Origin of the sequence: Micromonospora sp. NPDC007230, from assembly GCF_042869115.1 — a bacterium.
GTDB lineage: Bacteria > Actinomycetota > Actinomycetes > Mycobacteriales > Micromonosporaceae > Micromonospora.
In genome coordinates this window covers 89396-115818 of sequence record NZ_JBIAFE010000009.1, presented here as the reverse complement: position 1 = coordinate 115818, position 26423 = coordinate 89396, and the positions used below count along the sequence as shown (strand labels likewise).

The window sequence follows — 26423 nt, the reverse complement described above, 5'->3', positions numbered from 1 at the left end:
ATCAGTCGTGGCGTGATACCTGGTCTCCTCGCGATGCGATCAGCCGACCCGCCGATCCCGCTCCCCCAGGCCATGGACGTGCTCCAGTTCCGCACCAACGCCGGACTCGTTGACACACCGGTTGCCGAGCAGCCGCCTCACGTCCGGTAGTGGGCGCTGTGCGGCACATGTTGTCCAGCAGGGCCCGTTCTTGGCGCGGTGGACGCCGGCATGAGCGGATCTTGTAACCGGCTTGCCCGGGATGGCGGCGGATCGGCACCATGCGGTCGTGGGGTCGGACTGGATCTGGGAGCTGCAAGTGTCCGTGGCGGCGGGGCCGGCCCTGTGCCAGTTGTACGCACTGGCAGCCGAGCGGAACCTGCGCCCGCAGCGCCCCGACGGGCTGATCAACCTGTTCACCAATCCCGACGCCGACCTACGCACGGTCGACGACCTCGACACGGCGCTCGCCGCAATGGCGACGGGCGCCGAGCACGGCCAGTTCTGGACGAACGGCGACATCGACATCTTCGTCAACTGGGAAGACGGGCGCCTCCTCTGGGCTCTGGACGCATGCTTCTGCCATCGCCGCCCGGCGCCCGAGGCGGACAACTTCCGCGAGCTACACGGCCGCCTGACCGGCCTGTGGCTTGATGTCGCGCAGCGTCTGAACGCCGACGTCGGCCGCGTCCTCGACGAGTGGTCGAGTGATCAGATCTGGGAATGGGGCATCCACGACGCCCCGCATCCGACCGGTGGTTGGCCGGCTGAGCTCGGCTGGTGGACCTACCTCGGGCCCGACCGTCGTCTGCCACCGCCACCACTGCCCGAGGTCGCCGTCCGCACGCGCCGGCTTCCCAACGGCGCGCAGTTGGTCACCCTCCTCGACGACCCGGCCGCTATCGACCCGGTCCGCTACAAGGCCATCCACAGCCGCTGGCTCGGGGCGGCATGAGTGCGCCGGGGCAGCAACCTGTGATACGCCTTCGGCGGCCCAGTGCCTACGGCGGCATGTCAGTGGGCATCTCGTCGGCGGCTACTGATCACCGAAGGCCGGTGTATTCGGTGTAGTAGGAGTTGACCGCGGGCTGGCCGGTGTAATTGGGGCCAGCGTGGTCGTCGGCGCCGAGATACGTGTATGGCAACGACACGACGCCGGGTCCGTTTCGCCTGATCCGCCGACGGCGGGTGTCGACGGTGAAGCCTGCCCCGCGCAGTGCGGTGGCGAGTCTTCGCCCTGCGGGCCGGCCATCGGCGAGGCGGATGCTGTCCAGGTCGAGATCGGCGCTGAACTGTCCGTCGTCGGTGAGCCAGCTGGCGATGCGGGTCAACACCGCGAGTTTGTCGCCGACATAGTGCAGTCCGTGGACGCAGGTGATGAGGTCGAATCGTCGCGGCGGCGACCAGGACGTGATGGAGGCACAGTTCAGTTGCAGCGCCGTGCCCCGGATTGGCGTGGGGTCGAAGAAGTCGACGAGATCCACGCCGACGATCGTGACGAGCTGATCGAGCCCGTCGCGGGCGAGGGTGTCTGCGGCCTGTAGGAGGCACCGCCCGGTCCCGCAGCACAGATCCAGCCAGCCGACGGTCGTCTGCTGCGGCGGACCGGGTGGGGATTGCCGGATCCGGGCGACGATCCACTCGAGTGGGTTGAACCCGATTTCCCGCGCGTAGCTGTTCACGCCAGCGAGTTGGCGTTCCCGGTTCATCGCCGAGTTCGCCACCACCGCGGACGATTCCAGGGCCTCATCATCGAGCAAACTATCCGGCACGGAGAACAGCCTGCCAGAGCCCTACTGAACGGCCGATCCGGTGATGAGCGCGGCGATCAGGGCCTGCGGTGGGATGGCGCCTGGCCGGTCGCTGACCTGGCCGTCGCCAACCTCGACAACCCGCCACACGCCGTCGGCGCGCAGCGCGAGGTCCACGGTGACGAATGGCAGCCGAAGCGCCGCCACCCGCGGTGCCAGATCGGTGACGTCGATGTCTGAGGGTGGGTAGTCGTTCGGGGTGTCCGGGTGTGGGCCGATCAGCCGGCAGGCGCCGTTGATCCACCAGGTGCGTACCTCGGCGCCGGTGAAGTGCTCAAAGCGGCGCAACACGAACCCGCCTGCGAAGTCATCCTCACGGAGTTGGCGGAACCGGTCGGCTACCGCCCACGCTGCCGCTCGGTCGTCAACGTCAGGGATGAACATCGCTTCATTCCAGTGGTGCTTCATCGACTTGGTGTGGTCACGCAGCACGGCCGGGCCGGCGCCCAAACCGCTGCAGGCCTCGTCGAAGGCGGCGCGGTCGTCGCCTTCCGTCCACGTCGAGGCTGGCGTCACTGCCTGCAGGCATGGGTACCAGCCGGGCAGTTCGTGTGCCCGCCGGTACTGCTGCGGACCGGTGCGTAGGACCACTCCGCGCAGCGCCAACGCTTCGGCGAACGCGGCGTATTGCGCGCTGGTCAGCATCCAGCCGCGATAGACCGCCTCACCACCGCTGGTCACGCGGGCAACGGCCCGCTCCGTGCCGTCGAGGCGAGCCAGCGCGTCATGGTCGACCACGGCCACGTCCACGCCGGCCGCTCGTGCCGCGTCCGCCTCGGCGGCGAAGTGCGGGTCCGCCCGGCGCGGGTGCAGCACGTCGGCGGGAACCAGCAGGATCACCCAGCTATGGTGATGGACATCGCCTACGGCGTCCACGCTTATTAGGCGATGAGCAGCGACAGATCCATGCACCTGAGCAAGTGATCGAGCAAGTCGCTAACCGATAGTGCTTATCTGGTGCTGCCGCGAACGGTGGCTGCCTGCATCAGCCGGGCCTGGCGGCCGGCTGGCGGCCTTCACGGCCGGGACCTGCCTTCATCATGTCGCTCGGCGTTTCAGGCGAGCCGACGCGTGCCCTGGGACCTGATGTGTCCGTCGGGACAGTGTGATGATCTCTTTCAGGTGACGCATTGTCGCGCTGCGCGGAGGGGGAATCGTGGTTTGCGTTGGGCCTGACGGCGCGTTCTCGGTCAACGCAGTCGGCCTCGACGGCGCACCGTTTCCGCTGAGCTTCAGCGTTCGCGAGATCGCGGGCTGCTGGGTGGTCGCCGCGACGGCGGTGCAAGCGTCGGAACTCGCTGATGTCCTCGTCAGCGCCGCGCAGGACACCGTCGTCGTCGTGGACGTCGCCACCAACAGCTTCCTGGACGAGAAGTATGTGCAGTGGCAGCCATCGCGGATAGCGGCAGCGCAGGGCGTCACCTGCTCGGTTCACGGCTTCGGTTCGCTGGCTGGCGGCGTTGTCGGTCTCAGCGATGAGGCCTTGGTGATGCGGCGCCAGGACCTGCCCGGTTTCCTGCACGGCTGGTCACCGTACGAGTTGACGCTGGTCGGCCTTTCCGGCATGCCGCGCGCGGAGCAGCTGGACGAGATCGCGCTCGCCATCGGAACAGCCGGGCAGGGTCAGCCGATCTTGCCGACGCTTCCTGGATGCTCGCTCTGGTATTCCGGACACGACGATTGTTATGCCTGGGTGGAATCAACTGATCAAGGAGTTTGCCTGGCCATCATGCGGCGCCTGCTGGCTCTGCTGGTTGGCTCTGCCCTGGCCGAGGCCGAGCCCGTGGAGGTGTCAGAACCAGCCGATAGTCTCGTCGAAGCCCTGATCGCGGACAGCCCACATTGGATCGGGAAGCTGGGTGCAGCCTCCTCACGTACGGTTACCGTGAACCTCTCCGCCGCGTCCGAGCCGTGGCGGCTTTCCCGGCAGCTGCCGCGTCAGGTCGATCGCGCCGCGGTCTATGACGTCCTGAAATCCACCTGGCATCTCGTCAGACTGTGAGGAGCACCCGGCGCCCGTCACGCGCCAGGGACGTCCCCGTCGGCGGCTATTCCTGGACCGGCTCTTGTGGCTGCTCGTAGGCCGCAGAGTGAGCGCACTGATGCCAGCCCGTGATGGGTACGTAATGGCGGTCCCCGAGGATTCCACCATGAGGCGTTCGCTCGCCGTGGCGGTAGCCGCGTTCATGGCATGGATGTCGCTGGGCGCCTGCTACCTCGGTCCGAGTCCAGCGCAATACGCGGCCCTGGCCGTGATCGGAGGGCGGCCGACGGCGGTCATCGCCGTCTGCGGACGATCAACAGTCAGCATCGACTTGTTCCTCAACGAGGACACCATGGACGGTGACTTGCACTTGTGGTCTGTCACGGTCACGGCGCCGAACCGGGTTGACGAGGTCGAGGTGGAGTTGCTTGGTAAGGCGCGCCCGGGCTGGGAGGTCACCTCCAACGAGGAGCACGTCATCGGGACCGGCCTGGACAGTTTCAGGGTCATACCGTTGACATCCATCGAACCTGGGCACCGTTACACCACTCGACTCGTGGGAAAGCGGCCCTGAAGGCGCGAGGGCACCGGCGGTCACCTTCACCACGGACAATCTGCCTCAGATCGGCACCGGTGAGGTCCTAGCAGCGATTGACCGCAAGCGTTCCAAGGTGGTCTCACGCGACTCGTTCGTCAACGAGCGCTGTGGGTAGCCTTCACGTCGAGGGGCGCACTCGCCTCGGCGCGACCACGCGATCAGCACAGATCTGTACGCCGTGGGCCCAGTTGGCTCACCGCGCGGGGCCAGCGTCACCCAGCCGCAGATTGTGCCTTTCGAGTGCGGCCTCGATGCTGGGCCCGTCGGCCGGCCACCGACGGAAGATGACCTTGTCGGTCAGGGTGCCGGGATGGCGTACGCCCAGGCGGTCGAGCCCAGGCAGGTCAGGAGTCCGAATCGCCGGAGATCGAGGATGTCATGGTCCAGCCATGCCACGACGGCTGGCCGCGACGAGTCGATCCGCAGCATCCACACTGCTCGTAAGGGCCACACAATCGGCTCGCAGACGACAATGCTCTCTCGTTAGTCTCCCCCGATGACCGCAGATCTACCCAGGTTCGAGTTCGCCTTCCCTGGTCTGCTGCGCGACAAGCTGGTCGCTGCAGTGCTCGATGGGACCAAGACCACCACGACCGGCCTGCTCCAGGACTACGAGATCGAAGGCGAGCCACTACCGGTCGTCGGTGCCCGGGCGGCGGTGGTCGATTCTGCCGGTCGCCGGGTGGCCGTGATCGAACTGACCGAGGTGAGAGTCAGCCGGCTGGGCGACGTCGACCTTGACCACGCCCGAAACGAGGGCGAGGGGCACGACTCGGTCGCCGCCTGGCGGGCTGGCCACGAGGACTACTGGCACGGAACGGACTACCGAGGGTGGCTGGGCGATCCGGACTTCACCGTGGACGACGACACGCCAGCTGTGCTGGAACGGTTCCGGCTCGTCGCGACGCTCTGACCGCGCCACGACCGCACGGCGACATCGCTGCTGGGAGCCCGCACACGGCACCCGCAGGCGCGACATCCGCAAACAGTTGCTTGCGCAAATGATGGTTTGCACTAGGGTGGGGCCATGGCTCCTGCACTCGTGGCCCCTGGTCCGGACCTGGATTTGGCCTTCGCCGCTCTCGGCGACCCCGTCCGTCGCGCCCTGGTGACTCGTCTCGCCGGAGGCGATGCCACGGTGGGAGAGCTTGCTGCACCGTTCGACCTGACCCCACAGGCGATCTCCCACCACGTCGGCGTCCTGCGGCGGTGCGGCCTGGTCGAGCAGCGACGCGAGGGCACCAGGCGCCCCTGCCGGCTCAGGGTCGATCAGCTTTCGCTGCTCGGCACGTGGATCGACGACCAGCGCCGCGCGTGGAACGATCGGCTCGACGCCCTCGAGCGGCATCTCACCGACGAGGGAGCGGCTCGTTGACCAGCGCCGAGCTTCACGGCGACGAACTGATCGCCCAGCGCCACCTCCAGGCGGAACCCGAACGTGTCTGGGCCGCCTTCACCTCGCCGGCAAGCATCGCGGCGTTCTGGGGAGGTTCGCACGCCACCGTGCCGCCTGAGTCGGTAAGCGTCGATCTGCGTCCCGGCGGAGAGTTCGCGCTTGACACACGCGCGCCGGACGGGCGGACCCGCCGGCTGCGGTTCGTCTACGTGAGCGTCACCGCACCGCGCGAACTGGTGTTCGACGAGTCTGTCACCGGCCTCCGCACGACCGTCACCGTCCAACCCGCCGGCGATGGCACGGACCTCACGGTCCATCAGCGGCGCCTTCCCCCTGAGCTCCGGACGGCGCACGCCGTCGACGGGCTCGCCTCGATCCTCGACGCCCTTGCCGCACACCTGCAGCACCACGAGCCCACACAAGGACGGAGAACGCCGTGACGCAAACGACCCAGCGCGACCTCGTCGCAGAGTACTTCGACGGATTCCGGGCGAGCGACCACCCACGCATCCTCGCGACCCTTACCGACGACGTCGAGTGGGTCATCCACGGCCACCGAACCACCCGCGGCAAGGCAGAGTTCGACGGCGAGATCGAGAATCCGGCGTTCACCGGAAGCCCCGAGCTCGACGTTCAGCGTGTCTACGAGGACGGTCGAGTCGTCGTCGCCATAGGCGAGGGCCGCGGCGTCAGCGTCGACCATGGGCCGTTCCGCTTCGCCTTCAACGATCTGTTCACGTTCCGCGGCGGGCTCATCGCCCGGGTCGACTCCTACGTCGTCCCGCTGCCTTACTGATCATTTCAGAATGGGTTGAGCTGCGGGTCTTGCGCTCGGCAATCTTCGTCGGCGAGGTGCCGCCCGCTCAAGACCCCAGTTGCGCCGCGTCCGGTCCCTCGCCCCAGATGTTCATGATCGTCCAGCGGGTCAGCCCGTAGACCAGCGTCCAGCCGATCGGCGTCAGGTAGGACACCACGATGACGAAGGCGGCGACGGTGCCGGCCTGTATCCGGTCCCGCAGACCCTGCTCGCCGTCGCCCTTCAGCGCACGCCGGCCCTGCCAGGCGAGAAACGCCGCGATGAGCGGGGCCAGCCAGGCCACCGCCGTGGCGAGCAAGGTGAACCAGGCGGGCGGAAAGGCCAGTGAGCCACGCACCGACACCCCCTCAGGGAGCGGTCCGTACACCATGTCGTACACGCCGTTGCTGTTTCCGCCGTGCGGCCCGCCCAGCAGCCCGAAGAGGAAGAAGAACACCGCGAGCCCGAAAGCCCACACCAGAGCCAGCTGCGCCCGCCACAGTCCCTTCGTCATCAGTCCACCACCCAGCTCAGCAGCAGTCGGCCCGGCGGCAGCAGCGTGAAGACCAAGAAGGCCAACGTGAGACCGGCTGCCCCGAACAGCGACCGCCGCAGCACGGCGGACATCTCCCGACGCCGCCTGGCCAACGAGGTGAACGACATCAGCAGCAAGAGGACCGCAGCCATCGGCCCCAGAATTGTGATGATCATGGCGGGAACCAGCAGCGCCAACATCGGCCCGCTGAACACGTCGCCGGGCGCCTGGCATCCGGTCGTCGAGCAGTGACCGATCCCCTCGAGGGTGAACGTCAGCAGGTACGGGACGACCACGCCCGCCAGATAGAGCGCCACCATCGACAGCTGCCCGACCACGAGCAACCGCGCCGCGACGAGACGGGACCCTGGCTGTGACACGCACGGAGCATACGGCCAGTGGATCTCCAGCACCAGCACGAGCGCCCGGGATCAGGCAGGAACTAGATTAGGGCGACCACGGCTGGATCAAGTTGACCAGATGCCAGCCATGCCCACCGCGAGTCGTGGTCACCATTCACACCGGACGTCCTGACGATCGCCCGCTCAGCCGGAGAACTTGAACAACCAGTAGATGGGGTAATCGGAATTGCTCTTACGGACACCACCGTAGACGTTCGTCACGTAGTCTTCCGCCCAGTCAAAGTTGCACTTGGCCCACGTACCGCCTCCGTGGGGGTTACGGCAATACCGCCAAGCCACACCCGCGCCGGCATCGATTCGCGCAAGTCCCGAATGGCCGTCTACCCTGCCATCCCTCACATAGACGATGTCGCCGTGTTCTACGACGCAGACAGCCGTGAGGTAGGTTTCGTCCGTCCCGCACTGGTCCGCGACCGTAGGCTCGCCTACCTGGACTCCAGTCTGGCACCTAACGCCGTAATCAGTGCAGTGGTCGAGGTAGTTCTCGTCGGCCCAGCTCGGTGACTGCAAGCCGAAAACGGCGGTGCTGACGGCAACGGTGCCCACTGCGACACGAGATACGGCTCTGCGTCCGGGGGTGGACGGGGTGAACCAGTTTTTCACGGACATGGTGCTCCTTACTCTTACTACTCCAGCCCGGCCCTTATGGCCAGGCAGCGAACTCCAAGGGGAAGCCGGCCCTCTCTTGGCGTCCCTATTAGACATGCCCAGATTCAACGCACGGCGATATTTGAATTCGTCAAGATGCGCCGTCAGCCTGGTTGTCCTTGACGTAGAGGTAGCCACCGTCGCATTTGACGCAGACGGACGTGTGGTGCGGGTCCGCGGACGCCGTGTCGCATTCGCCTTCCGCGTTTCCGACCTCGACGTCGGCCTGGCAACGCACAAACACTTACAGTCAGTTCAGAGCCGTCGTCATTGTCTCAAGGACTGCATCCTCGCTGAATCTGGTTCAAGCTTTCATCGGACAGGGAGCACGTTATGACGCGGCATCCTCTCGGGCCAACCGTGCACGATGCTCAAGTTCCTCTGCCGACCGTGCACGGTGCCCACTCACGGTGCGACAGGCGCGGACAACAGCAACTGCACCTGCTCGCTGTCGGCCGCTGTTCCTGAGCCGGCCTCCGGTGGGTCGGCGGCGCGCCGCGTGGATCAGATGCGGCGTCGTCCGGGAGCGGTCAGCGTGCAGCGGCGCCAGGGCCGACCGTGGACGGGTCGGCCCTGGCGGGCTGTGCCGGCGGACTGGGCATAAGGCTTCCGCCGACGGTGCATCCGGTTATCTAGTGCCACGTCAGGCAACGTTTGCCCTGTCCGCTACCGGCACCTCGGGGCGATGTCCCCTGTCGATATGTCCGCGCGTTCGGGGCACGGCCAGCGCGGGGCAACGCGACCCCGAGCCGTCGTTCCGTCGCGAGGCAGCGACCAACGTGCCAGGACAAATCACGTCAAGCCGGAGCTCGCGTGGCTCGGTATCGCAGGGCGATCGCCCCCGACCGGAACGCATGGCGGTCCACGAGCTCGAGCTGGATGCGCTCGCGCAGACCGGCGAGCAACGTCGGCCCGTGTCCGGCAAGGACCGGCTGCACAAGGAACTCGTACTCGTCGATCAGTCCCAGATCTGCCAACGCCAGGGGGAGCGTCACGCCGCCCACCCACAGGCCCTCGCCTGGCTCCTGCTTGAGCCGCTGAACCGCTTGCCCCAAGTCGCCTCGCACCAGCTCGGCATTCCAATCGACCCCGCTCAGCGTGCTCGACACGACGTACTTCTTCGCCCGGTCGATGGTCTCGGCGAACGGGATCTGCCACTCATTCATCCAGTCAGGCCACGTGCCCGTGGCCGGCTTCCGCCACGCCGACTCCATCATCTCGTAGGTCACCCGGCCGAACAGCAGGGCATCGGCTCGTTCCATCTCAGCGGTCCAGTGGCGCATCGACTCCTCGTCCGGCGGGAGCCCTGCCTCGTGATGGCAGCAGCCGTCGAGCGTGACGTTGATCGAGTATCGAAGTGGTCTCATCTCGTTGCTCTCCCTTGATGCGCGCCCCGCGTTCACCGGTCCATATTTAGACGACTGACGACGCCATTTCTCATCGGCGCCCCGATCGCACCTACTCAACACCGTCGTGATGCGAACCAGACCGCAGACCGAGCGCGCGACCGATTCGGCGCTCGGGGCGTTCAGGTTCGCAACCGGACGGCGCCCATAACGCTCGACTTCGATGCACGGTGCCACGCCGCCCTACCGCCGGCTCAGGGTCAACGACGAACGTCGCAAACGTTGCCTGACGCGGCACTAGATCCAGCGGTTGCCCAACCACATCCGGGCGGCCCAGTCGGTGTACGGCAGAACCTTGCCGACGTAGATCGGATAGAAGTACGCAAAGCAAGCCGCAACCAGTAGCACGTAGGCCGCTGCGACGATGACGCCGATCGGACGCCGGTCAGGTCCGGACGGCGCGTTGCCGGTGGTAGCCGATGGGCGAGGCGGAGTCATGACCATACCGAGGACGTAGACGACGGCGAGGACCAGGAACGGCTCCGCGGGAAGGGCGTAGAAATAGAACATCGTCCGGTGGTCGGCGACGGCGAAGTAGAACCAGGGCAGCAGTCCGGCGAGGATGCCGAGCCAGATGGGGCCGACCCGCCAGTCCCGTCGCGCGATGCCGAACCAGGTCAGTGCGCCCAGCGCCGGGATGAACGACCACCACAGCAGCGGCGTGCCCAACAGCAGGACCTCCCTTGTGGGGGCTGACCCGGCGCATGGTGCGCCGCCACACCACCAGTCGAACGCGACCGGTCGCCCGAGCAGCAGCCACTGCCACGGCCAGGACTGGTACGGATGCGACTTCTCCAGCGTGGTGTGGAACCGTAACGCCTCCACGTGGTAGTGCCAGAGGTTCTGCAGCGCGCCCACGATCGGCAACTCGTCGTGGCCGGCGTCGCGCAACCAGTGCCGGAAGTGTCCCCCGTCGGTTGACAACCAGCCCGACCAGCTCGCCAGGTACACGACGAGGAGAAGCGTGCCGCCGATCGCCAGCCAGCCGATCTCTCTGACCAGAGCGTCCCGCCACGGGCGGCGTACGCCCGCGGAGCGGCGTGCCTGCATCTCCCAGTAGAGCATCAGCGCGGCGAAGGCGAGCACGTACCAGATGCCGCTCCACTTGACCGCGCAGGCGCAGCCGAGCAGAACGAAGGTGGCCAGGCGCCACCACGGCACCGCAAACGGCAGGCGGCCGGCCGGCCCCGGCGCGGAAGGGTCGAGGCCGGCTTCGAGCGCCGTCAGCCAGCGCCGTCGGCGGGCGTCGCGGTCGAGGAGCAGAGTACCGAACGCCGCGAGGATGAAGAACATCAGAAAGATGTCGAGCAGCGCCACCCGGGACAACACCAGATGCATGCCGTCCAGCGCCATCAGCAGACCCGCCGCGCAGCCCAGCACGGTGGATTGGAACATCCGCCGCGCCACGCGTACGAGGATCAGCACCGACAGGGTCCCGACGACCGCGGCGGAGACGCGCCAACCCGTCTCGTTATAGCCGAACACCAGCTCACCGAGCCCGATCATCCACTTCCCGAGCGGCGGGTGGACGACGTTTGCGGCGACGTTGTTCTTCTCGTCCCACTCGAAGCCGCGCAGCAGCAGGTGGTGTGCCTCGGTGGCGTAGTAGAGCTCGTCGAAGATCTTGCCCTTTGGGCTGCTCAGGTTGAGCAGACGCGGCGCGGCGGCAATGGCGACGATCAGCGCGGTGGCCAACCAGGAGCAGAGGTCACCGCCCGCGTCGAACGGTGACAGCCGACGCCGGACGACTTCCGGGACTGCTCGGCGGACGTCACCGGCAGAATCCGCGACGTTCGACCCGCCTGCGGCGGCCGCCTCGCCACCGAGCGGGGCACCTCTCCGGTACGTACCAGCCACCGCCATCACCGGCAGATCGTAGGCCAACGAGCGCCACTGCCGCTGGCACCTGTGGCCGCATGGCGGAGCCTGCTGATCTGGCGGGCGTCGATCAATGCTGGTCTGAACTGAAATCAGGTGAGTGGCGCATCGTCCCGGATGCGGGCGTGCAGGTGCATGTCGTGTCGACCGTCAGAGTGGACGGCGCCGCTCCGCTTGGTGCCTTCCAGAAGGAAGCCGGATTTGGCGGCAACCCGGCAGGAGGCCCTGTTGAAGGTCGAGTGATCCAACTCCAAGCGGTGGAAGCCCGCCTCGCCAAGGGCCCAGACGCTCGCGGCCGTGAGCGCGCGGGAGGCCACGCCTGCGCCGCGGGCGGCCGGGAGTACCCAGTATGCGCATTCAGCGATACCGTCATCGAGATCTATTCCGCGCATCGCGATGCGCCCCAGCACCTCACCGCCACTGTGAGTCACCGCCCAATGCGCACCCTTCTCGTGCGCCCAGTCCTGGCGATGCTGGTCGAACCATTCACCGACCTGATCCTCGGATACGGGTTGGCGGGTGTGCCAACGCTGGATCTCGGGGTCGCGATAGGCGGCGAAGAAGACTGGGGCGTCGGTCGGCTCCCAGGGCCGCAGCAGCAGGCCTCCGGTGGCGGTGAGCACGGGTTGTGAGCCGTCGGCGAGTGTGCCGGCGGGGATGGCGGGGGGCGTCGAGAGGCCTGACGTCATTGCCCATCCTCTTCCAGCGGCCGTCACGCGTGTCAAGCTTCCGAACGACCGCGCGTTGTTGGCGCGGCGACAAAAGCCGACCTCCACGTACCGCTGTTGACCACCATGGACGTGACCGCTGCCGTGGTCACCGCGGACGCGTTACACACCCAGCGCGAGCACGCCCGCTGGCTGGTCCAGACCAAGCAGGCCGGCCACCAACTACCCCGCGAGAGCCCTGGGGTAGGGCCTGTCCCACCGCTCGGGTAGGGCCTGCACCACCGGCAATCTTCACCCTCACCGGCTGTCGTATGGACAGACCGCTTCATAGGGTCGCAGGAAAGCCAACGAACACGATTCCTGTCCGTTCCGGAGGTGGTCACGTGAATTTCTCCATCGAAGACCCGCCCGTCGGGAATCGAGCGTCGTCCGGGACGATCTCCCGGATCGTCGACGTCGACGCGTTGCGCGCCGTGGCGCTTCTCCTCATCCTGGTCGTCAACATCGCCTTCTTCGCCTCCGGCTATTCCTTCCATCTGGTTCCGGATCCCGCGCACGACTCGTGGGGCGACCAGGCGGTCCGGTGGCTGGTCGAGCTGCTCCTCGCGATGAAGGCGTACCTGCTTTTCTCCTTTCTGTTCGGCTACAGCTTCACGCTCCAGCTCGATTCCGCCGCACGGCGCGGCGTCGATCTCGCCCCACGGTTCCGGCGACGGCTGGCCGGGCTCTTCGTGTTCGGCATCCTGCACGCGGTGCTGCTGTTCCAGGGCGACATCCTGACCACGTACGCATTGCTCGGTCTGGTCCTGCTCGCCATGCGGCGAGTCAGCGTCGGGACCGCGCTTCGCGCCGCCGTACTGCTGACCGGCGGGATCGGCTTCATCCTCGCGCTCGCCGCCGCGGGCGGGACCCAACTGGTCACCGATCCGGCGACTGCACTCGCGGCGGGGCAGCGGTCCACCGAGGCACTACAGGGCGGGATCGGCTCGGTGATCACCGAGCACGTACGCCAGCTGCCGGCGATGTTCGGCACGCTCCTCGTGCAGGGGCCGCTCGCCCTCTCGGCCTTCCTCTTCGGTTACGTGGCCGGGCGGCGCCAGCTACTCACCGACGTCGTCGGGAACCGGCAGCTCCTGCGCCGGGTGCAGCAGCTGGGCTATCCGATCGGCCTGGCCGGTGCGGTGATCTTCGCATCGGGCGGGGGCACCGCCAACCTGACCGGGCTGACGGCGGGCGTGCTCACCGCGCCGCTGCTCGCGGCCGCGTACGCCGCCACCCTGCTCCAGTTCTTCCAGACCGACCGGGGGCGGCGGGTCGTCGCCGTACTCGCGCCGGCCGGACGAATGTCCCTGTCGAACTACCTGGGTCAGTCGCTGCTCTGCGTGCTGGTCTTCACCGGCGTCGGGCTGGGCCTCGCCGGTGCCGTCGCACCCTCGGTCGTCGTACTCATCGCGGTCGCGATCTACTGTGTGCAGCTCGCCGCCAGCGCGGCGTGGATGGCCCGGTTCCGGTACGGACCGTTGGAGTGGCTGTTGCGGGCCTGGACCGAGCAGCGGTGGCCACGGCTGCGGGCCGCGGACCCGGCATGACGGGTCCCGGTGGGGCGCATTGCCGCCGGGCCGCACCCAACCGGGCCAGCACTGCATCGGGCAGGTCCGGGGCACACTCGGCGATCTCGGTGACCGTGCTCTGCCCGGCAGCCACCGCCGCGGCCGCGATCGCCAGCACCAGAAGACCGCGCTCTTCCAGGTAACCCCGGAACCGGCGTGGCCACGTGAAGACCGTCTATCCGGTCATATTCCACCTTGCGAAGGCCCTGGCCTCACCTCGCCCACCTGACCGTCGCAGCCGGCGCAACCTTCTCATCAGCCACCAACCCGCCAGCCCCCATCCAAAGGCCACCAGCACCAGCACGGCCAAGCTCTTCACTGGAGCGAGGGGTGTCCCTTTACCGTAGACAACCCTTCGCGCTCCTGTATCGCGCGCAGGCACGGCCAGGCCGATCCGCATCCGATCAGGCGGGGTATCAAGGGCCACACCGCGACGGATGATCCTCTGATCTGTGCTTACGAATGTCCCCCGCCACTCCTGATGACGGCCACCTCGCCCGATAGCATCCACCCGCTCGGGTGTGAACTCCCCCTCCACGCCGTGTCCCGTCGCCGCCCGCCACGATGGACCGAATTCGTCGAACGACTGCCAAACGTCGAGTACAGATATAGCCGCGAGGGCGGCGACCAGCACACCGACCAGGGAGTAACGCGAGTATTGCCGCACGCTCCTCGCGAGCCCCCTGCGAGACATCAGCACCCAGGCCAAGGCAAGCCAGACAGCCAGCAGGACCGGGAGCGTCCTGACCCTGATTATACGAGCGCTGGTCACGTCGTTCGGCAGATGAAGATCATGCGAGGTTCATGCTCGCGCCAACTCATCCAGGGCCTCGTGGCGGGCCGAGTAGAGCCAATGGCCGGGTGACAGCAGCGAAGTCGGCGCGGAGGGGCGTCTTGGTTGCCGTCGCCTGGTGGGGATGCGGCGCGAGCACACCGGGCGGGTCCCTGGCCTGCCCGCAACGCCGGCTCAAGGGGTCGCAGAGCCGCTTCGGAGCGGCTGAGGCGTTGCGCTCAGTGCACGAATTGCTGATCATCTGTTTCCGTTGCGGCGGTGACGAGCCAGAATGCGCCCGTTAGCTGGACGCCGTCGGGGTGCTCGTAGGTGCTCAGTGCGGTGGTGAGCGCGATCCGCGCTCGGGTGGCGGCGTGCCGTTCGCTGTTGTCGAGCAGTGCGCGTGCCGGTCCGGTGCCGAGCACGAGTTGGGCGGCGTTTGCGGCGTCGTGTCCGTAGGTCATGGCGGGATCGAGGCCGGTGATGGTGACGTCGCGGAAGCCGGCCGTGGTCAGCAGTTCGTCGATGCGTTGCGGGTCGGCCAGGGAGAACATGCCCGGCTCGTACGCCGCCCTCGGGTCGGTGTGCGGGACGCGGCCGACGAGTGCGGTCATGAATACGGTGAACCACTGCTGTTCGTCGACGGCTCGCGCGCAGGTGAACGCCAGGCGCCCGCCGGGTCGCAGCGCGTGCGCGATGTTGGTGAAGGCCGCCACGGGGTCGGTGAAGAAGGTCAGCCCGCCTCGGCTGAGGACGACATCGAACTCGCCGGGCGGGAACGGGTGCACCTGCACGTCGCCCTGCTCGAACCGGACGTTGGTCAGCCCTTCGCCGGCGGCGTGGCCCCGCGCGGTCTGCAGCATCGGACCGGACAGGTCGACGCCGAGCGCGTATCCGTCCCGGGCGCGCCGGGCGGCCAGGCGGGTTGTCTGGCCGTTGCCGCAGCCGAGGTCCAGCACCCGGTCGTCCGACTTGATCCCGGCCGCTGCCAGGAGCGGTTTGTTGAGCTCTGCGCTGACGGCGTCCCACTGGGCGGCGTGGTCGGCCCAGTGCCTACCTTCTGGTCCGTTCCACGCCTGTGCCTGCTCAATGTTGACGATCGGCTGCATGTGCCACCTCCTCATTTGCCGCCTGAGCGGGCCGCCGCCGGCCCGGCTTGAAGACTCCGAGGACCACGTTGATCCCGAGGACCAGCAGTGCCGCCGCCGGTGCCGCCACCGCCACGACCCGCTCGCCTCGGGGGACGCCCGCCGGTGATGACCCGACCGCCGCTGCGGCGGCGTGCCCGAGCCGGGGTACGAGCAGGGCAAGGGCGGCCGCGGCGAGTGCCGCCGCGAGTGTGAGCTTGACGGTGACCCAGCCGTGCCGCAGTGGCCGCCACGGCCCGGCGGCCGCCAGTGCGAGGCCGGTCAGCAGGCTGCCCACGGCCAACGGCGCGACCAGCCACCGGCCGAGGAGGTACGCCGCCGGGTACGCCGTGCGTGGGTCGGTGTCGCTCAAGCCGGACATCGCCAGCGCCAGGAGTGCCGCGTCGGCGCCCAGTGCACCCACCGTGACGATGATGTGGGCGGCCAGCAGCAGACGACGAGATCGTGGGGGCAGGTACATCGGGCGTCTCCCTACCGCTGACCTGGCCGGAGCTGCCGGCCATGGCCGAACACTCGTACGATGTCGAACAGCATGTTCGAGTATGGTCACGGGCGGCGAGCCGGTTCAACGACCAGAAGAGGGCCACGATCCGTTACCGGACATCCGCCGACAACTGTTCGGGAAGTGAGGATGCGAGATGCCGGGACAGGATCGCCGGGTACGGCGCAGCCAGCGCCTTCTTCGCGAGGCGCTCGTCGCCCTGATCCCCGAGAAGGGCTACGACCGGATCACTGTGCAGGACATCCTCGACCGCGCCGACGTGGGGCGCTCCACCTTCTACACCCACTACCGCGACAAGGATGACCTGCTGTTGGCCGGCTTCGACGACCTGCGCACCGATCTGCGGCGCGACCTCGACGCCCTCAGCCCCGGTGTGCCACCCCATCCGACCAGCCCGACCGGCGTGATCTTCGCCCACGCGTACTGTCACCGGGATCTCTACCGCGCGCTGTGCGGCCGGCGCGGCGGCAGCGTCGTGCAGCGCCACCTGCACCGGCTCGTCAGCGATCTGCTCCGCGACCATCTGCGCCCGCACATCGAGGCCGCCCGCAGCGATCTACCGGTTGACGTCGCCGCCGCGTTCTACACCTCCGCAGCCCTCGGCCTGCTCACCTGGTGGGTCGACCAGGATTTCCGGCCCGGACCCGCCGCCCTCGCCAGCATCTATCAGCGGCTCGCCGCGCCGGGCCTGCTCGCCGCCCTCGCCCCGCCGGCACCCGAGCCACCACCCTCGACCGGGAAGCGACGAGGGGCAGCCGGCGAGCGCTCGGCGCTGGATTGACCGTGCTCTGGCATACGCGCGCTTGTGCCGTAGCGGGCGAGCGGTTCCGGGTTTCCGTGGCGGGCGTCCGGTCGGCCGATCGATGCGGGCTGCGTCGTGGCGCGGTACGCGTTCATGCCATGTTGGGGCTGACCAGTCCGGTCTGGTAGGCGATGACGACCAGTTGCGCGCGGTCGCGCGCACCCAGTTTCGCCATCGCGTGGCTGACATGGGTGCGGGCGGTGGCCGGGCTGAGGAACAACTCGGTGCCGATCTCGTTGTTGCTCAGGCCCTGTCCCACGAGGGCCAGCACTTCGCGCTCGCGCTGGGTCAGCACCGCGAGCCGGTCCTCCGCGGCCTGGGCAGCGCTTCGTTGCGCGGTGAACTGGCCGATGAGCCGTCGGGTGATCCGGGGTGCGAGCAGCGCGTCTCCGGCAGCGACCACCCGGATGGCGTGCAGGAGTTCGGCCGGTCCGGCGTCTTTGAGCAGGAAGCCGCTGGCGCCGGCTTCCAAGGCCTCGAAGACGTACTCGTCGGTGTCGTAGGTGGTGAGGATGAGGACTCGGACCTGCTCCAACCCGCGCGTCCCGGTGATCTGGGTGGTGGCTTGAATCCCGTCCAGCTTTGGCATGCGGATGTCCATGAGGACGACGTCGGGGCGGGTGGCGCGGGCCCGCTCGACGGCTTCGGCGCCGTTGGTGGCTTCTCCCACCACCATGATGTCGTCCTCGAGGTCGAGCAGGACCTTGAATCCGGACCGGACGAGACCCTCGTCGTCGGCGAGCAGCACCTTGATCGGAGCGTTGGTTGACGGTGACGTGGCTGCTGCGTTCATAGGCGTGACCCGGTCGGCGCGAGGGGCAGCCGGGCCATGACTTCGAACCCTCCGCCCGGAGTCGGCTTTGCCTCGAGTTCGCCGCCCAGCAGTTGGCAGCGTTCGCGCATGCCGAGGATGCCGCGGCCGGGCTTGGCCGAGCTGCCGGTGCCGGTCGGCTGTTGGGCCGGTAGGTGCGGGCCGGCGGGGTCGCCGGCTGGGCGGGCGTGGCGCCCCTCATCGGTCACGCGGATCTCCAAGGCGTCGATCCCTGGGTGCAGCGCTACCGTCACCCGGGTCGGCCCGACGTGACGGATCACGTTGGTGATCGATTCCTGCAGGATTCGGTAGGCGGCGCTGCCCACCGCGCTCGGCAACGGCGCCGCGGGCGAGGTCTGCTCGAGTTTGATGTCGAGTCCGGCGTCGCGTGCCTTGGCGGTGAGGTCGTCGATCTGCTCGAGCCCTGGGTACGGCACGCGCCCGTCGGTGTCGTCACGGAGCACCCCGAGGATGGCTCGCATCTCCCGCAGTGCCCGAGAGCTGGTCTGCTCGATGGCTTGCAGCGCCTCGCGTGCCACTTCCGGCTTCTTGTCGAGCACGTGCGCGGTGACACCGGACTGGACGTTGATGATCGCTATGGCGTGCGCGACGGTGTCGTGGACCTCGCGCGCGATCCGGAGCCGTTCGGCGTCGACCCGCGCCCGTGCTTCCTCCTCGCGAGTCCGTTCCGCCAGCTCAGCGCGCGCCTGAGCCTCGGCGGCGATGACCCGTCGAGACCGGACGGACTCGCCGAGGGCTGCGCTCATGACCGATGCGCCGATCCGGAAGAACACCCAGCCGATGGCGGCGCGGGGCTCGATGTCGGCCGCGGCGACCAGCCACCAGACGGCGAGCACCGTGGTACCCACGCCAGCCACCACCAGCGATCGGCGCCCGTCGCCGTACGCGGTGAGGGTGTACAGAGCTACGAAGAGCCCGAGCCAGCCGGGCCCGTCCGGGAAGTCGAGGCCGTAATACACCAAGCTGGCGAGCGCGGTGGTGACAAACACCGGCACCGGCCACCGGCGGCGGACGGCCAGGGCCAGGCCACTCACCATCAGCAGCGCGTATCCGAGGTTTCCGAAATCGGCGAGCGGACGCGGTGCCCCCTCGATGGCAACCTTGGCGACCGTGCCCTGCACCTGCATCACGGTGACGAAGAGCGCGAGCGCCACGTCTTGCGCCACCATACGCAAGGGGAACGACACGGCACGTGGTTGCATGCGGTGATCCTACTGTTCTCGCTCACGACCGACGCTCGGCGCAGATGCGCGACCTGCTACGCGCACGGGCGTAGTGAGCTACGAGGTCGTCTACGCCCAATTGCGTAGACGCTGCCATCCGTTGTCAGAGGCCACGGCCGCCTCACCGGCGAGACGATCTCCGCCATGAGCGATCACCCTCACCCACTTCGAGGAGCGTGCCATGCGTAGATTCTTCGCCGGCGTGGCGGCCCTGCAGATGCTGGCCGTCGTCGCACAGTTCTTCCTGGCTGCCAGCGGTGCTTTCGACACGGCACCCAACGATGAGTCCTTCCAGCCGCACCGCGCGCTGGGCGGCGGAATTGTTCTGATCGCGGTCCTGGTGACCGTCGTCGCCGCGGCAGCCCGGATGCCCGGGCGGGTCATCGGGATGAGTGGCCTGGTCGCCGGGCTCGCGGTTGTCCAGTTCGTGATCAAGGGGATCGCCACGGCGGTCGACGGCACCGCCGGCGGGCTCGTTTTCGGCCTGCACGCGGTCAACGGTCTCGCCATCGTGGCAGTGACCGGGATGATCATCCGTCAGGCCAGGCAGCCGTCCGGGCCGGACACTCAGCTGCCCAGGCCGGCCATGCCTGCGCGACAGGCGCCATGACCACGGGAATGTGGATCATCCTGGACCACGTCGTCGCGCTGCTGAGCATCGCCGCGTGGTTCGCCGCCGGCGTCACGCTGGCGCTCCGGCGCACTCGGCTGGCGCTCACCGGCCTCGTCGCGGCGGTGCTCGTGACGCTGGTCCGGGTGGGCACCGTGGCGATGCTGGCCGGCCGGGGCTGGTGGTTCGTACAGGAGAAGGTGCTCCTGGGGCTGCCGATGCTGGGGGCCGCCGGGGCCGTCGCCGTGCTGCTCGCCGGCCCGCAACTGCTCGCGGTAAGACGGGGGCGAGCAGCTGGAGGGCCGGCACGTGGCCTGGTCTCGGTGTTCACCGCGGGCTACGCGGCACTGGCCGGTCTGGTGGTGACGTTCCTGGTCGGATACCCGCTCACTGTGAGCGCGGCCTTGATCACGATCTCGCTCGTGGGCGCCGGCGCGTTGCTGACCGCGCGAGTAGTCACGGCGCCCGTCGAGGACAGCGCCGATGCGGGCGTCGCGCAGGCGCCGGAGGATCGACGGGCGATCTCTCGCCGCCGGTTTCTCGGCTGGACCGGTGGCGCGGTCGTGGTGACCGCGGCCGGTGCCGGCACCGGGCTGTCGTTCCTCCCCACCGAATCGGTGACCAGGGGCGGCGGCCCGGGACGCTCGTCCCGGGCGGCCGTGTCGGTGGCCGACCTGCGGGGCTCCGGCTCACCGGCACCGGGTGGCACCGTGCGGCGGCAGGTGCTCACCGCGAAGAAGGCCACCGTGCGGCTCCCGTCCGGGCGGGAGATCGACGCGTGGACCTACAACGGGGAGGTCCCGGGTCCGGCGATCACCGCGACCCAGGGTGACCTGATCGAGGTGCGGCTGCACAACGCCGACATCGACGACGGCGTGACCCTGCACTGGCACGGCTACGACGTGCCGTGCGGCGAGGACGGCGCGCCGGGCGTGACGCAGCTGGCCGTGCGACCCGGTGCGGACTTCGTTTACCGGTTTCGCGCCGATCAGGTGGGCACCTACTGGTACCACACCCATTACGCGTCTCACGTCGGCGTACACAAGGGGCTGTACGGGACTCTCGTCGTGCAGCCGCGCGACGGGCAGCGGGCCGACGAACCCTCCGCGGCGGAGCAGGTGGACCTTACGCTGCCCGTGCACACCTTCGACGGCACCGTCGTGATCGCCGGCGGAGACGGCCGAACCGAACATCCCGCACCACCCGGTGCACCGGTTCGGCTGCGACTGATCAACACCGACTCGGATCCGCACCGGATCGTCCTCGCCGGAACCCCGTTCCGGGTGGCGGCCGTCGACGGCCGGGACCTCAACCAGCCCGGTGAGGTCAGCGACGTCGGACTGCACCTGCCCGCGGGCGGGCGGTACGACCTGGTGTTCCTCATGCCGGACACGTCCGTGGCGCTTGTTGTCGACGACGATCGTGACGGCGGAGTGCGCCTGCGCCCGCGTGGCGATGTGCGCGGTGAAGCGCGTGTCGAGGACACGTCTGACCTGCCGGAGCTCGACCTGCTGCGGTACGGGGCTCCGGCCGCCGTGCCCTTCGACAGCGGCAACGCCGACCGGCACTTCACCATGGTGCTCGATCGCGGAGTGGCGATGGTCGACGGGAAGCCGGCGTTTGCGCAGACGGTCAACGGTCGAGGCCACCCCGCCATCCCCGACCAGCTCGTCGCCGAAGGCGACATCGTCCGGTTCACCGTCGTCAACCGAAGCCTGGAAACGCACCCGTGGCATCTGCACGGCCATCCCGTGCTGATCCTGTCCAGGAACGGGACGACGTCGACGGGCAGTCCGCTGTGGGTGGACACCTTCGACGTCCGGCCGGGCGAGACGTGGGAGGTCGCGTTCCGCGCTACGAATCCGGGAATCTGGATGAACCATTGCCACAACCTGCCGCACGCGCATCAGGGCATGATGCTGCGGCTCCACTACGACGGTGTCACGACGCCATTCGGCGGCTCGCACGGCGGAAGCCCCGGCCATGGCCACTGATTCAGCCCGCGCCGCTGATCGGCCCGCCCGGTGCACGGACGATCTCAAGTCGGACGTCCTGGCCCTGGTGCACCGGCACCACCGGGCCGTCATCGACGCCGAACTGCGTCGGCTGGCCCGTCGAGCACCGTCCCTCTCCCCTGCCGACCTGGACGTCGTCAACACGGCTCTCGAGGAACTCGCCGAGTCGGCGATTCTCGCTCCGCTGCGAAACGCGCCACGGGACACCGCGATTCTGCTGACGCGCATTTTCGGCCACACCGGCAACGGATCAAGGCGATTGAATGCAACGCTCAACGATTGAGGAGAAGATGATGACAACCGAGGCTCCCCGTACGGATGGGGCGCTGGCGGGACTAGCCCGGTTCTGTTTCCGGCGCCGCGGCCTGGTCCTCCTGACCTGGATCGTCGGCGTGATCGCCGTGGCGTTCGTCGGCTTCAGCTACGGCGCCGCCTCCGACAACGACTACGCCGGTGGAGACTCCGATTCCGCCAAGGCACAGGTCCTGATCGAGAAGCACTTCCCCGAGCAGCAAGGGGACACGCTGACTCTCGCGATCAAGGCGGAGAAGGGGATCGACGACCCCGCCGCCCGGCAGAAGATCGAGAAGGTCATCGCCGATCTGGATGCCTCGCCCATCACCGGGCCGGTGATCTCGCCGTATCAGGACGAGAATCTGGTGACGAAGGATCGCCGTATCGCCCGTACGACCATCCCGCTGACCGACAAGGATGTGGCGAAGACTGAGGTCAAGCCCCTGGTGGACAGGGTCAAGGACGCCTCCGGCGGCGGCGTGACGCTGGGGCTGGGCGGGGAGAAGGCGGAGAAGGCGGAGACGCCCAAGCAGGGCCCGGCCGAGGGTGTGGGCCTCCTGACGGCGGCGGTGGTCTTGTTCATCGCCTTCGGGTCGCTGGTGGCGATGGGCCTGCCGCTCGTGACCGGAGTGCTGGCGGTCCTCGGCGGCATCGCCCTGATGAAGCTCGTGGGGCATGTGGTCCCCTCGCCGGATTTCACGGTGCTCGTCTGCTCGTTGATCGGGCTCGGTGTCGGCATCGACTACGCACTGTTCATCCTGACCCGCTACAAGGACAGCCTGCAGGACGGCGACGAGCCCGAGAGTGCCACGGTCAAGGCCATCACCACCGCAGGTCACGCGGTGTTGTTCGCCGGCACGACCGTCTTGATCGCACTGCTGGGCCTGATCGCCATGGGACAGAAGATGATGACCGGCGTGGCCATCGGCGCGTCGGTGACGGTGCTGGTGACGATGATCGCCGCGGTTACCCTGCTGCCGGCGTTCCTGGGCTTCATCGGCCACCGGATCAACTCGCTGCGCCTGCCCCGTCGCACGTCCCGCCGCCGCGGGGCCGGCGGTGTCCCGTCCCGGGAGCGCCGTACCCCGGCCGAGCGTTGGGCCGGCGTGGTGCAGCGCAAGCCGCTGGTCGCCGCGCTGCTGGCCGGCGCGAGTCTGCTGGTGCTGGCCGCCCCCGCACTGTCGATGCGGCTGAGCCTGCCCGACGCCAGTGTCCAGCCCCGCGACCGGAGTAGCTACATCTCATACGAGATCCTCTCCGAGGGCTTCGGTCCCGGCTATGGCGCACCCCTGATCTTCGCCACCGAGGTCGACTCCAGGGACGCCGATCTGAGTTCCGTCGTCGCAGCGGTCAGGAAGACCGAGGGCGTCGCCTACGCCACTCAGCCGCGGATCAGCCAGGATGGGCAGGCCGCCATCTTCATGGCCTTCCCCAAGACCGGATACCAGGACGAGGCGACGGCGGACCTGGTGCACAAGCTCCGCCACGAGGTGCTGACCACGGCACCCGGCGGCAACGCGGTCTACCTCGGCGGCCCGAACGCCGGCGCGATCGACTTCGCCGCGGACACCAGCTCGCGCCTGCCCCTGATGATCACGGTCGTCATCGTGCTGTCCCTGCTGCTGCTGGTCGTGCTGGTCCGGTCGGTCACGATCGCGCTGCAGGCCGCCGTGATGAACCTGCTGTCGATCGGCGCCGCCTACGGCGTGCTGGTCGCGATCGTGCAGTGGGGATGGCTCGGCTCGGCCCTCGGTTTCCCCACGGCCATGCCGATCACGACCTGGGTACCGATGATGATGTTCCCACTCCTGTTCGGCCTGTCGATGGACTACGAGGTCTTCCTGATCTCGCGGATCCGTGAGGAGTACGAGCGCACCGGCGACACCCGGACGGCCGTCGCTCGCGGGCTGGCGCGAACCGCCAAGGTCATCACGGCCGCGGCCGCAATCATGATCGCCATCTTCACGACCGCCGTGCTCGGCCCCGACGTCTCGGTCAAGCAGATCGGTCTGGGCATGGCGATCGCCGTCCTCGTCGACGCGACCATCATCCGGATGGTCCTCGTCCCCGCGGTGATGGAGCTGTGCGGCGAGGCCAACTGGTGGATGCCCGGGCGTCGCTCACCGAAGGCGGCCACGGCGGCACAGGCGCAGGTCGGGGTCTGACCCTTCCTCGTGTGCGCGTGCGGACACCCTCGGGCGGGCGGCTGACCACACAACCCGTAGGCATCCTAGGAGGATGCCTACGGGTTGGTGCGTCGCGGACGCCGTGCTCTGTGGGCGGCATCCGAGCGTGTTGCTCCGCTCGTCGGCCAGAGCCGCTCCGCGCGGCGTGGCTGAACCTGGTGTCGGCGTACGGGTTAACCAGCTGAACATGCACAGTGTCGCGCAGACGGCGGGGGCACGTCCGAGCCTTCAACCGCCCGCGAGCCGGCCGGCGGATTCAGCGAGACCCACAGAAACGGGAGGGCTGCCATCGTGACGTTCCGTTACCAGCGAGCCGGCATCGACCGTATGGCGCACCCGCTTCTAGCCGATGAGCAGGGCGCCCGCTCAGATGTTCGTTGATGTGCCTTAGCCGCTGGAGGCCGCCTGCTCGTTCCAAGGCCACCGACGGTCTCAGTCGGACAACATCAGCTGCCAGACCAGCTTTGGCGAACTCAGTAGAGGCGGTGCAGCACCGGCTTGCCGAACGTGTGTCAGAGCCAGCCGTGTACGCGATGCCGAACGTTCTCAAGACACGCCGTGCGTCGGGGCCTCGCTCGGGCGGACTACAGTGATGTTGGGGCATCCGGCAATCGACCATCGTAACGGGCAGGGAAGGTCCACGACATGGTTGCTGACTACACGAACGGCACTGCCGTCTACCTCGACAACGCCACCATCTACAATGCCTGTTCTGCGTTGCTGGAGCCGGACAGCTTCGACGCATACAAACTGATGGACCTCGAGACCTTCTGTCAGGCGTTCCTGCTGCACTCGAAGGTCATTACTCTAGTCGGCCACAGTTATCAACACCGGGTACAGCGGCATCCCATCATCGCTAAGCAACTCCTCAAGACCGGCGTACTTGTCCACGAGGAATCGTCCATCAGCTACCATGGTCTGGAAAGCGTCGACGAGGCTGCCTCGCGAGTTGACCTAAAGAGGCTCGTCGAAGCGGCGAACGCGACCTTCCCCGACGGCGCACCATGGGTCGGTGATCTGTGGGCTGACACTGGGCTGGCCAAAACAATCATCCTGGGGAGCAGGACGCCGACAAGCTATAGCTACCCGTTCTATTCGTTTTCGCGAGAATTGCTCGCCGAGGCAGGAGTGGGCACACTTCGCGCGGGGGAGCATGATTCGCGCGGCTGGGTGCGGGCCCTCACCGCCCAGACCTTCTTCTACGTTCACCAAGCGGTGAATGCCGGCACGGCGTTCATGTGTTCGGCAGTGCGCGTACCGGTGGTCGCAGAGCTGCTGCAGCAGTCGAACCAGGCGTTTCTGTCCGTCGCCCAGGCCACGCTCGGTTCGGCGGCATCCGCGATGGATACGAGGACTGCCGAGTTGCGGGCGTTCTTCGGTGAACACTTCCTGACGCCGTTGCGCGTTCCGGCGCTTCGGTACGTGTTGAACAACAAACCCGACCGGACCAGCTTCATCGCTGCGCTCCTGGCCGCCAGAGAGGATCCTAAAATCTGCGAATTCCGCCGATGGTGCGGTGCGCTCCAATCGGCGTGGGAGACCAGCAACCTCAAGCGGGTCATGGCCGCGCTCTCGGAACTGCGTTCGGTCTCGGATCGGTTTGACCCAGATGTGACGAGCGCGACCTCTCTCATTCAAGCTCCGGCGACAGGTTTGGTGGATGCACAGCATTTCGGTGGCCCCGCTCTCGCGTTCCTCGCCGACATCCACGGCGACCTCCTCGGCGGAACGTCAACGACCCGGCAGATCGAACGCCTGATCGAGCAGCCCGTCGATGACGACACCGTCAGCCAGTACCACATGTTGAGGCAGCACTGGAACACCCTGCACAGTCCCGGGCGCATCGTGGGTGCGCGCCAACACATCCAGATGGAGGTCCATATGGGCGACCGGTTCGAGCAGGTACACGGTTCCGTGATTGTGAACCGATCGGTTCTCAACAACTCGTTCAACTCCATTGCAAATGTTCACGGTCAGGACGTCGCCGACGCGATACGGCGAATTGCGGTCGAGGTGGAGCGCAGCGGGAGTCAGGAAGCGGCTGAAAACCTGGAGGCTTTGACCGAGGAGTTGCAACAACCACAGCCAAAGCGAGGGGTCCTTCGAGCGCTTTGGAAAGGAATCGTCGAAGCGGTGCCGACCATCACGCAGGCCACTGACGCGGCAGAGCGGTTGACCAAACTGTTCTCCTAGACTGCCGGGCAAGCGCGGCGAGCGCGGGCAGCACGTCGGGGCGGTCGAACGGCACCCCCTCGACCATCACACCGTCGAGCAGGGACGGTCGCACCCCCGCCGCCCCGACTTGGCT

26 protein-coding genes are annotated in these 26423 nt (G+C 67.8%); 14 read left to right on the top strand and 12 right to left on the bottom strand.

Features of this window, described 5'->3' with window-relative positions; genetic code table 11:
- The first annotated feature begins 268 nt into the window (after nt 1–268).
- Nucleotides 269–934, top strand: coding sequence for a hypothetical protein (locus tag ACFYML_RS15140; protein ID WP_387421167.1), 666 nt, complete (start codon nt 269–271; stop codon nt 932–934).
- A gap of 88 nt (nt 935–1022) precedes the next feature.
- Here ACFYML_RS15140 and ACFYML_RS15135 read toward each other — a convergent pair whose 3' ends face one another.
- Nucleotides 1023–1706: a class I SAM-dependent methyltransferase gene (locus tag ACFYML_RS15135; protein ID WP_387421166.1), complete on the bottom strand. Its 684-nt coding sequence runs from the start codon at nt 1704–1706 to the stop codon at nt 1023–1025.
- Nucleotides 1707–1772: 66 nt separating this feature from the next.
- Nucleotides 1773–2606 (bottom strand): ATP-grasp domain-containing protein, encoded by an 834-nt coding sequence (locus ACFYML_RS15130; protein ID WP_387421165.1) that lies wholly within the window; start codon nt 2604–2606, stop codon nt 1773–1775.
- A 340-nt stretch (nt 2607–2946) separates the two neighbouring features.
- Here ACFYML_RS15130 and ACFYML_RS15125 point away from each other — a divergent pair, with 340 nt between their 5' ends.
- The 6 genes from ACFYML_RS15125 (at nt 2947) to ACFYML_RS15100 (ending at nt 6564) form a co-directional block, all read left to right on the top strand.
- On the top strand, nt 2947–3792 hold the full coding sequence (locus ACFYML_RS15125; protein WP_387421164.1) for a hypothetical protein: 846 nt from the start codon (nt 2947–2949) through the stop codon (nt 3790–3792).
- Between the two features lie 148 nt (nt 3793–3940).
- On the top strand, nt 3941–4348 hold the full coding sequence (locus ACFYML_RS15120; RefSeq protein ID WP_387421163.1) for a hypothetical protein: 408 nt from the start codon (nt 3941–3943) through the stop codon (nt 4346–4348).
- A 520-nt stretch (nt 4349–4868) separates the two neighbouring features.
- On the top strand, nt 4869–5285 hold the full coding sequence (locus tag ACFYML_RS15115; protein ID WP_387421162.1) for an ASCH domain-containing protein: 417 nt from the start codon (nt 4869–4871) through the stop codon (nt 5283–5285).
- 114 nt (nt 5286–5399) lie between these two features.
- The gene (locus ACFYML_RS15110) at nt 5400–5747 is read left to right on the top strand and encodes a metalloregulator ArsR/SmtB family transcription factor (RefSeq protein WP_357440678.1); all 348 of its coding nucleotides are present in this window, start codon (nt 5400–5402) and stop codon (nt 5745–5747) included.
- Complete coding sequence (locus ACFYML_RS15105; protein ID WP_387421161.1) at nt 5744–6208, top strand: SRPBCC domain-containing protein; 465 nt, start codon at nt 5744–5746, stop codon at nt 6206–6208. Before ACFYML_RS15110 ends, ACFYML_RS15105 begins: the two co-directional genes overlap by 4 nt.
- Nucleotides 6205–6564, top strand: a complete 360-nt coding sequence (locus tag ACFYML_RS15100; protein ID WP_387421160.1) for a nuclear transport factor 2 family protein — start codon at nt 6205–6207, stop codon at nt 6562–6564. The genes ACFYML_RS15105 and ACFYML_RS15100 overlap by 4 nt, the downstream gene beginning before the upstream one ends.
- A gap of 67 nt (nt 6565–6631) precedes the next feature.
- Here the strand turns inward: ACFYML_RS15100 and ACFYML_RS15095 are convergent, their stop codons facing one another.
- The 6 genes from ACFYML_RS15095 to ACFYML_RS15070 form a co-directional block, all read right to left on the bottom strand.
- Complete coding sequence (locus ACFYML_RS15095) at nt 6632–7078, bottom strand: hypothetical protein (protein WP_387421159.1); 447 nt, start codon at nt 7076–7078, stop codon at nt 6632–6634.
- On the bottom strand, nt 7078–7518 hold the full coding sequence (locus ACFYML_RS15090; RefSeq protein ID WP_387421158.1) for a hypothetical protein: 441 nt from the start codon (nt 7516–7518) through the stop codon (nt 7078–7080). The genes ACFYML_RS15095 and ACFYML_RS15090 overlap by 1 nt, the downstream gene beginning before the upstream one ends.
- Nucleotides 7519–7644: 126 nt before the next feature.
- The gene (locus tag ACFYML_RS15085) at nt 7645–8130 is read right to left on the bottom strand and encodes a hypothetical protein (protein WP_387281850.1); all 486 of its coding nucleotides are present in this window, start codon (nt 8128–8130) and stop codon (nt 7645–7647) included.
- Nucleotides 8131–8966: 836 nt separating this feature from the next.
- The gene (locus ACFYML_RS15080) at nt 8967–9752 is read right to left on the bottom strand and encodes a dihydrofolate reductase family protein (RefSeq protein ID WP_377418345.1); all 786 of its coding nucleotides are present in this window, start codon (nt 9750–9752) and stop codon (nt 8967–8969) included.
- Between the two features lie 60 nt (nt 9753–9812).
- Nucleotides 9813–11438: a dolichyl-phosphate-mannose--protein mannosyltransferase gene (locus tag ACFYML_RS15075; protein ID WP_387421157.1), complete on the bottom strand. Its 1626-nt coding sequence runs from the start codon at nt 11436–11438 to the stop codon at nt 9813–9815.
- Between the two features lie 107 nt (nt 11439–11545).
- Nucleotides 11546–12142 (bottom strand): GNAT family N-acetyltransferase, encoded by a 597-nt coding sequence (locus ACFYML_RS15070; protein WP_387421156.1) that lies wholly within the window; start codon nt 12140–12142, stop codon nt 11546–11548.
- A 362-nt stretch (nt 12143–12504) separates the two neighbouring features.
- Here ACFYML_RS15070 and ACFYML_RS15065 point away from each other — a divergent pair, with 362 nt between their 5' ends.
- Nucleotides 12505–13710: a DUF418 domain-containing protein gene (locus tag ACFYML_RS15065; RefSeq protein ID WP_387421155.1), complete on the top strand. Its 1206-nt coding sequence runs from the start codon at nt 12505–12507 to the stop codon at nt 13708–13710.
- Nucleotides 13711–14742: 1032 nt separating this feature from the next.
- Here ACFYML_RS15065 and ACFYML_RS15060 read toward each other — a convergent pair.
- Both ACFYML_RS15060 and ACFYML_RS15055 read right to left on the bottom strand, forming a co-directional pair.
- On the bottom strand, nt 14743–15612 hold the full coding sequence (locus tag ACFYML_RS15060; RefSeq protein ID WP_387421154.1) for a class I SAM-dependent methyltransferase: 870 nt from the start codon (nt 15610–15612) through the stop codon (nt 14743–14745).
- Entirely contained in the window at nt 15590–16111 is a 522-nt protein-coding gene (locus ACFYML_RS15055) for a hypothetical protein (protein ID WP_387421153.1), read from the bottom strand. Before ACFYML_RS15055 ends, ACFYML_RS15060 begins: the two co-directional genes overlap by 23 nt.
- Before the next feature lie 178 nt (nt 16112–16289).
- Here ACFYML_RS15055 and ACFYML_RS15050 point away from each other — a divergent pair, with 178 nt between their 5' ends.
- Entirely contained in the window at nt 16290–16934 is a 645-nt protein-coding gene (locus ACFYML_RS15050; protein ID WP_387421152.1) for a TetR/AcrR family transcriptional regulator, read from the top strand.
- A gap of 112 nt (nt 16935–17046) precedes the next feature.
- Here the strand turns inward: ACFYML_RS15050 and ACFYML_RS15045 are convergent, their stop codons facing one another.
- Together ACFYML_RS15045 and ACFYML_RS15040 are read right to left on the bottom strand one after the other, a co-directional pair.
- Complete coding sequence (locus ACFYML_RS15045) at nt 17047–17748, bottom strand: response regulator (protein ID WP_387421151.1); 702 nt, start codon at nt 17746–17748, stop codon at nt 17047–17049.
- Nucleotides 17745–18989, bottom strand: a complete 1245-nt coding sequence (locus ACFYML_RS15040; protein WP_387421150.1) for a sensor histidine kinase — start codon at nt 18987–18989, stop codon at nt 17745–17747. Before ACFYML_RS15040 ends, ACFYML_RS15045 begins: the two co-directional genes overlap by 4 nt.
- Nucleotides 18990–19212: 223 nt before the next feature.
- Here ACFYML_RS15040 and ACFYML_RS15035 point away from each other — a divergent pair, with 223 nt between their 5' ends.
- From ACFYML_RS15035 to ACFYML_RS15015, 5 genes are all read left to right on the top strand, one after another.
- Nucleotides 19213–19620: a DUF6220 domain-containing protein gene (locus ACFYML_RS15035; RefSeq protein WP_387421149.1), complete on the top strand. Its 408-nt coding sequence runs from the start codon at nt 19213–19215 to the stop codon at nt 19618–19620.
- Nucleotides 19617–21614: a multicopper oxidase family protein gene (locus tag ACFYML_RS15030; protein ID WP_387421148.1), complete on the top strand. Its 1998-nt coding sequence runs from the start codon at nt 19617–19619 to the stop codon at nt 21612–21614. Before ACFYML_RS15035 ends, ACFYML_RS15030 begins: the two co-directional genes overlap by 4 nt.
- A 67-nt stretch (nt 21615–21681) precedes the next feature.
- Entirely contained in the window at nt 21682–21918 is a 237-nt protein-coding gene (locus ACFYML_RS15025; protein ID WP_387421147.1) for a hypothetical protein, read from the top strand.
- A 10-nt stretch (nt 21919–21928) separates the two neighbouring features.
- Complete coding sequence (locus tag ACFYML_RS15020) at nt 21929–24094, top strand: MMPL family transporter (RefSeq protein WP_387421146.1); 2166 nt, start codon at nt 21929–21931, stop codon at nt 24092–24094.
- A gap of 666 nt (nt 24095–24760) precedes the next feature.
- Nucleotides 24761–26308: a hypothetical protein gene (locus ACFYML_RS15015; RefSeq protein ID WP_387421145.1), complete on the top strand. Its 1548-nt coding sequence runs from the start codon at nt 24761–24763 to the stop codon at nt 26306–26308.
- The last annotated feature ends 115 nt before the right edge of the window (nt 26309–26423 follow it).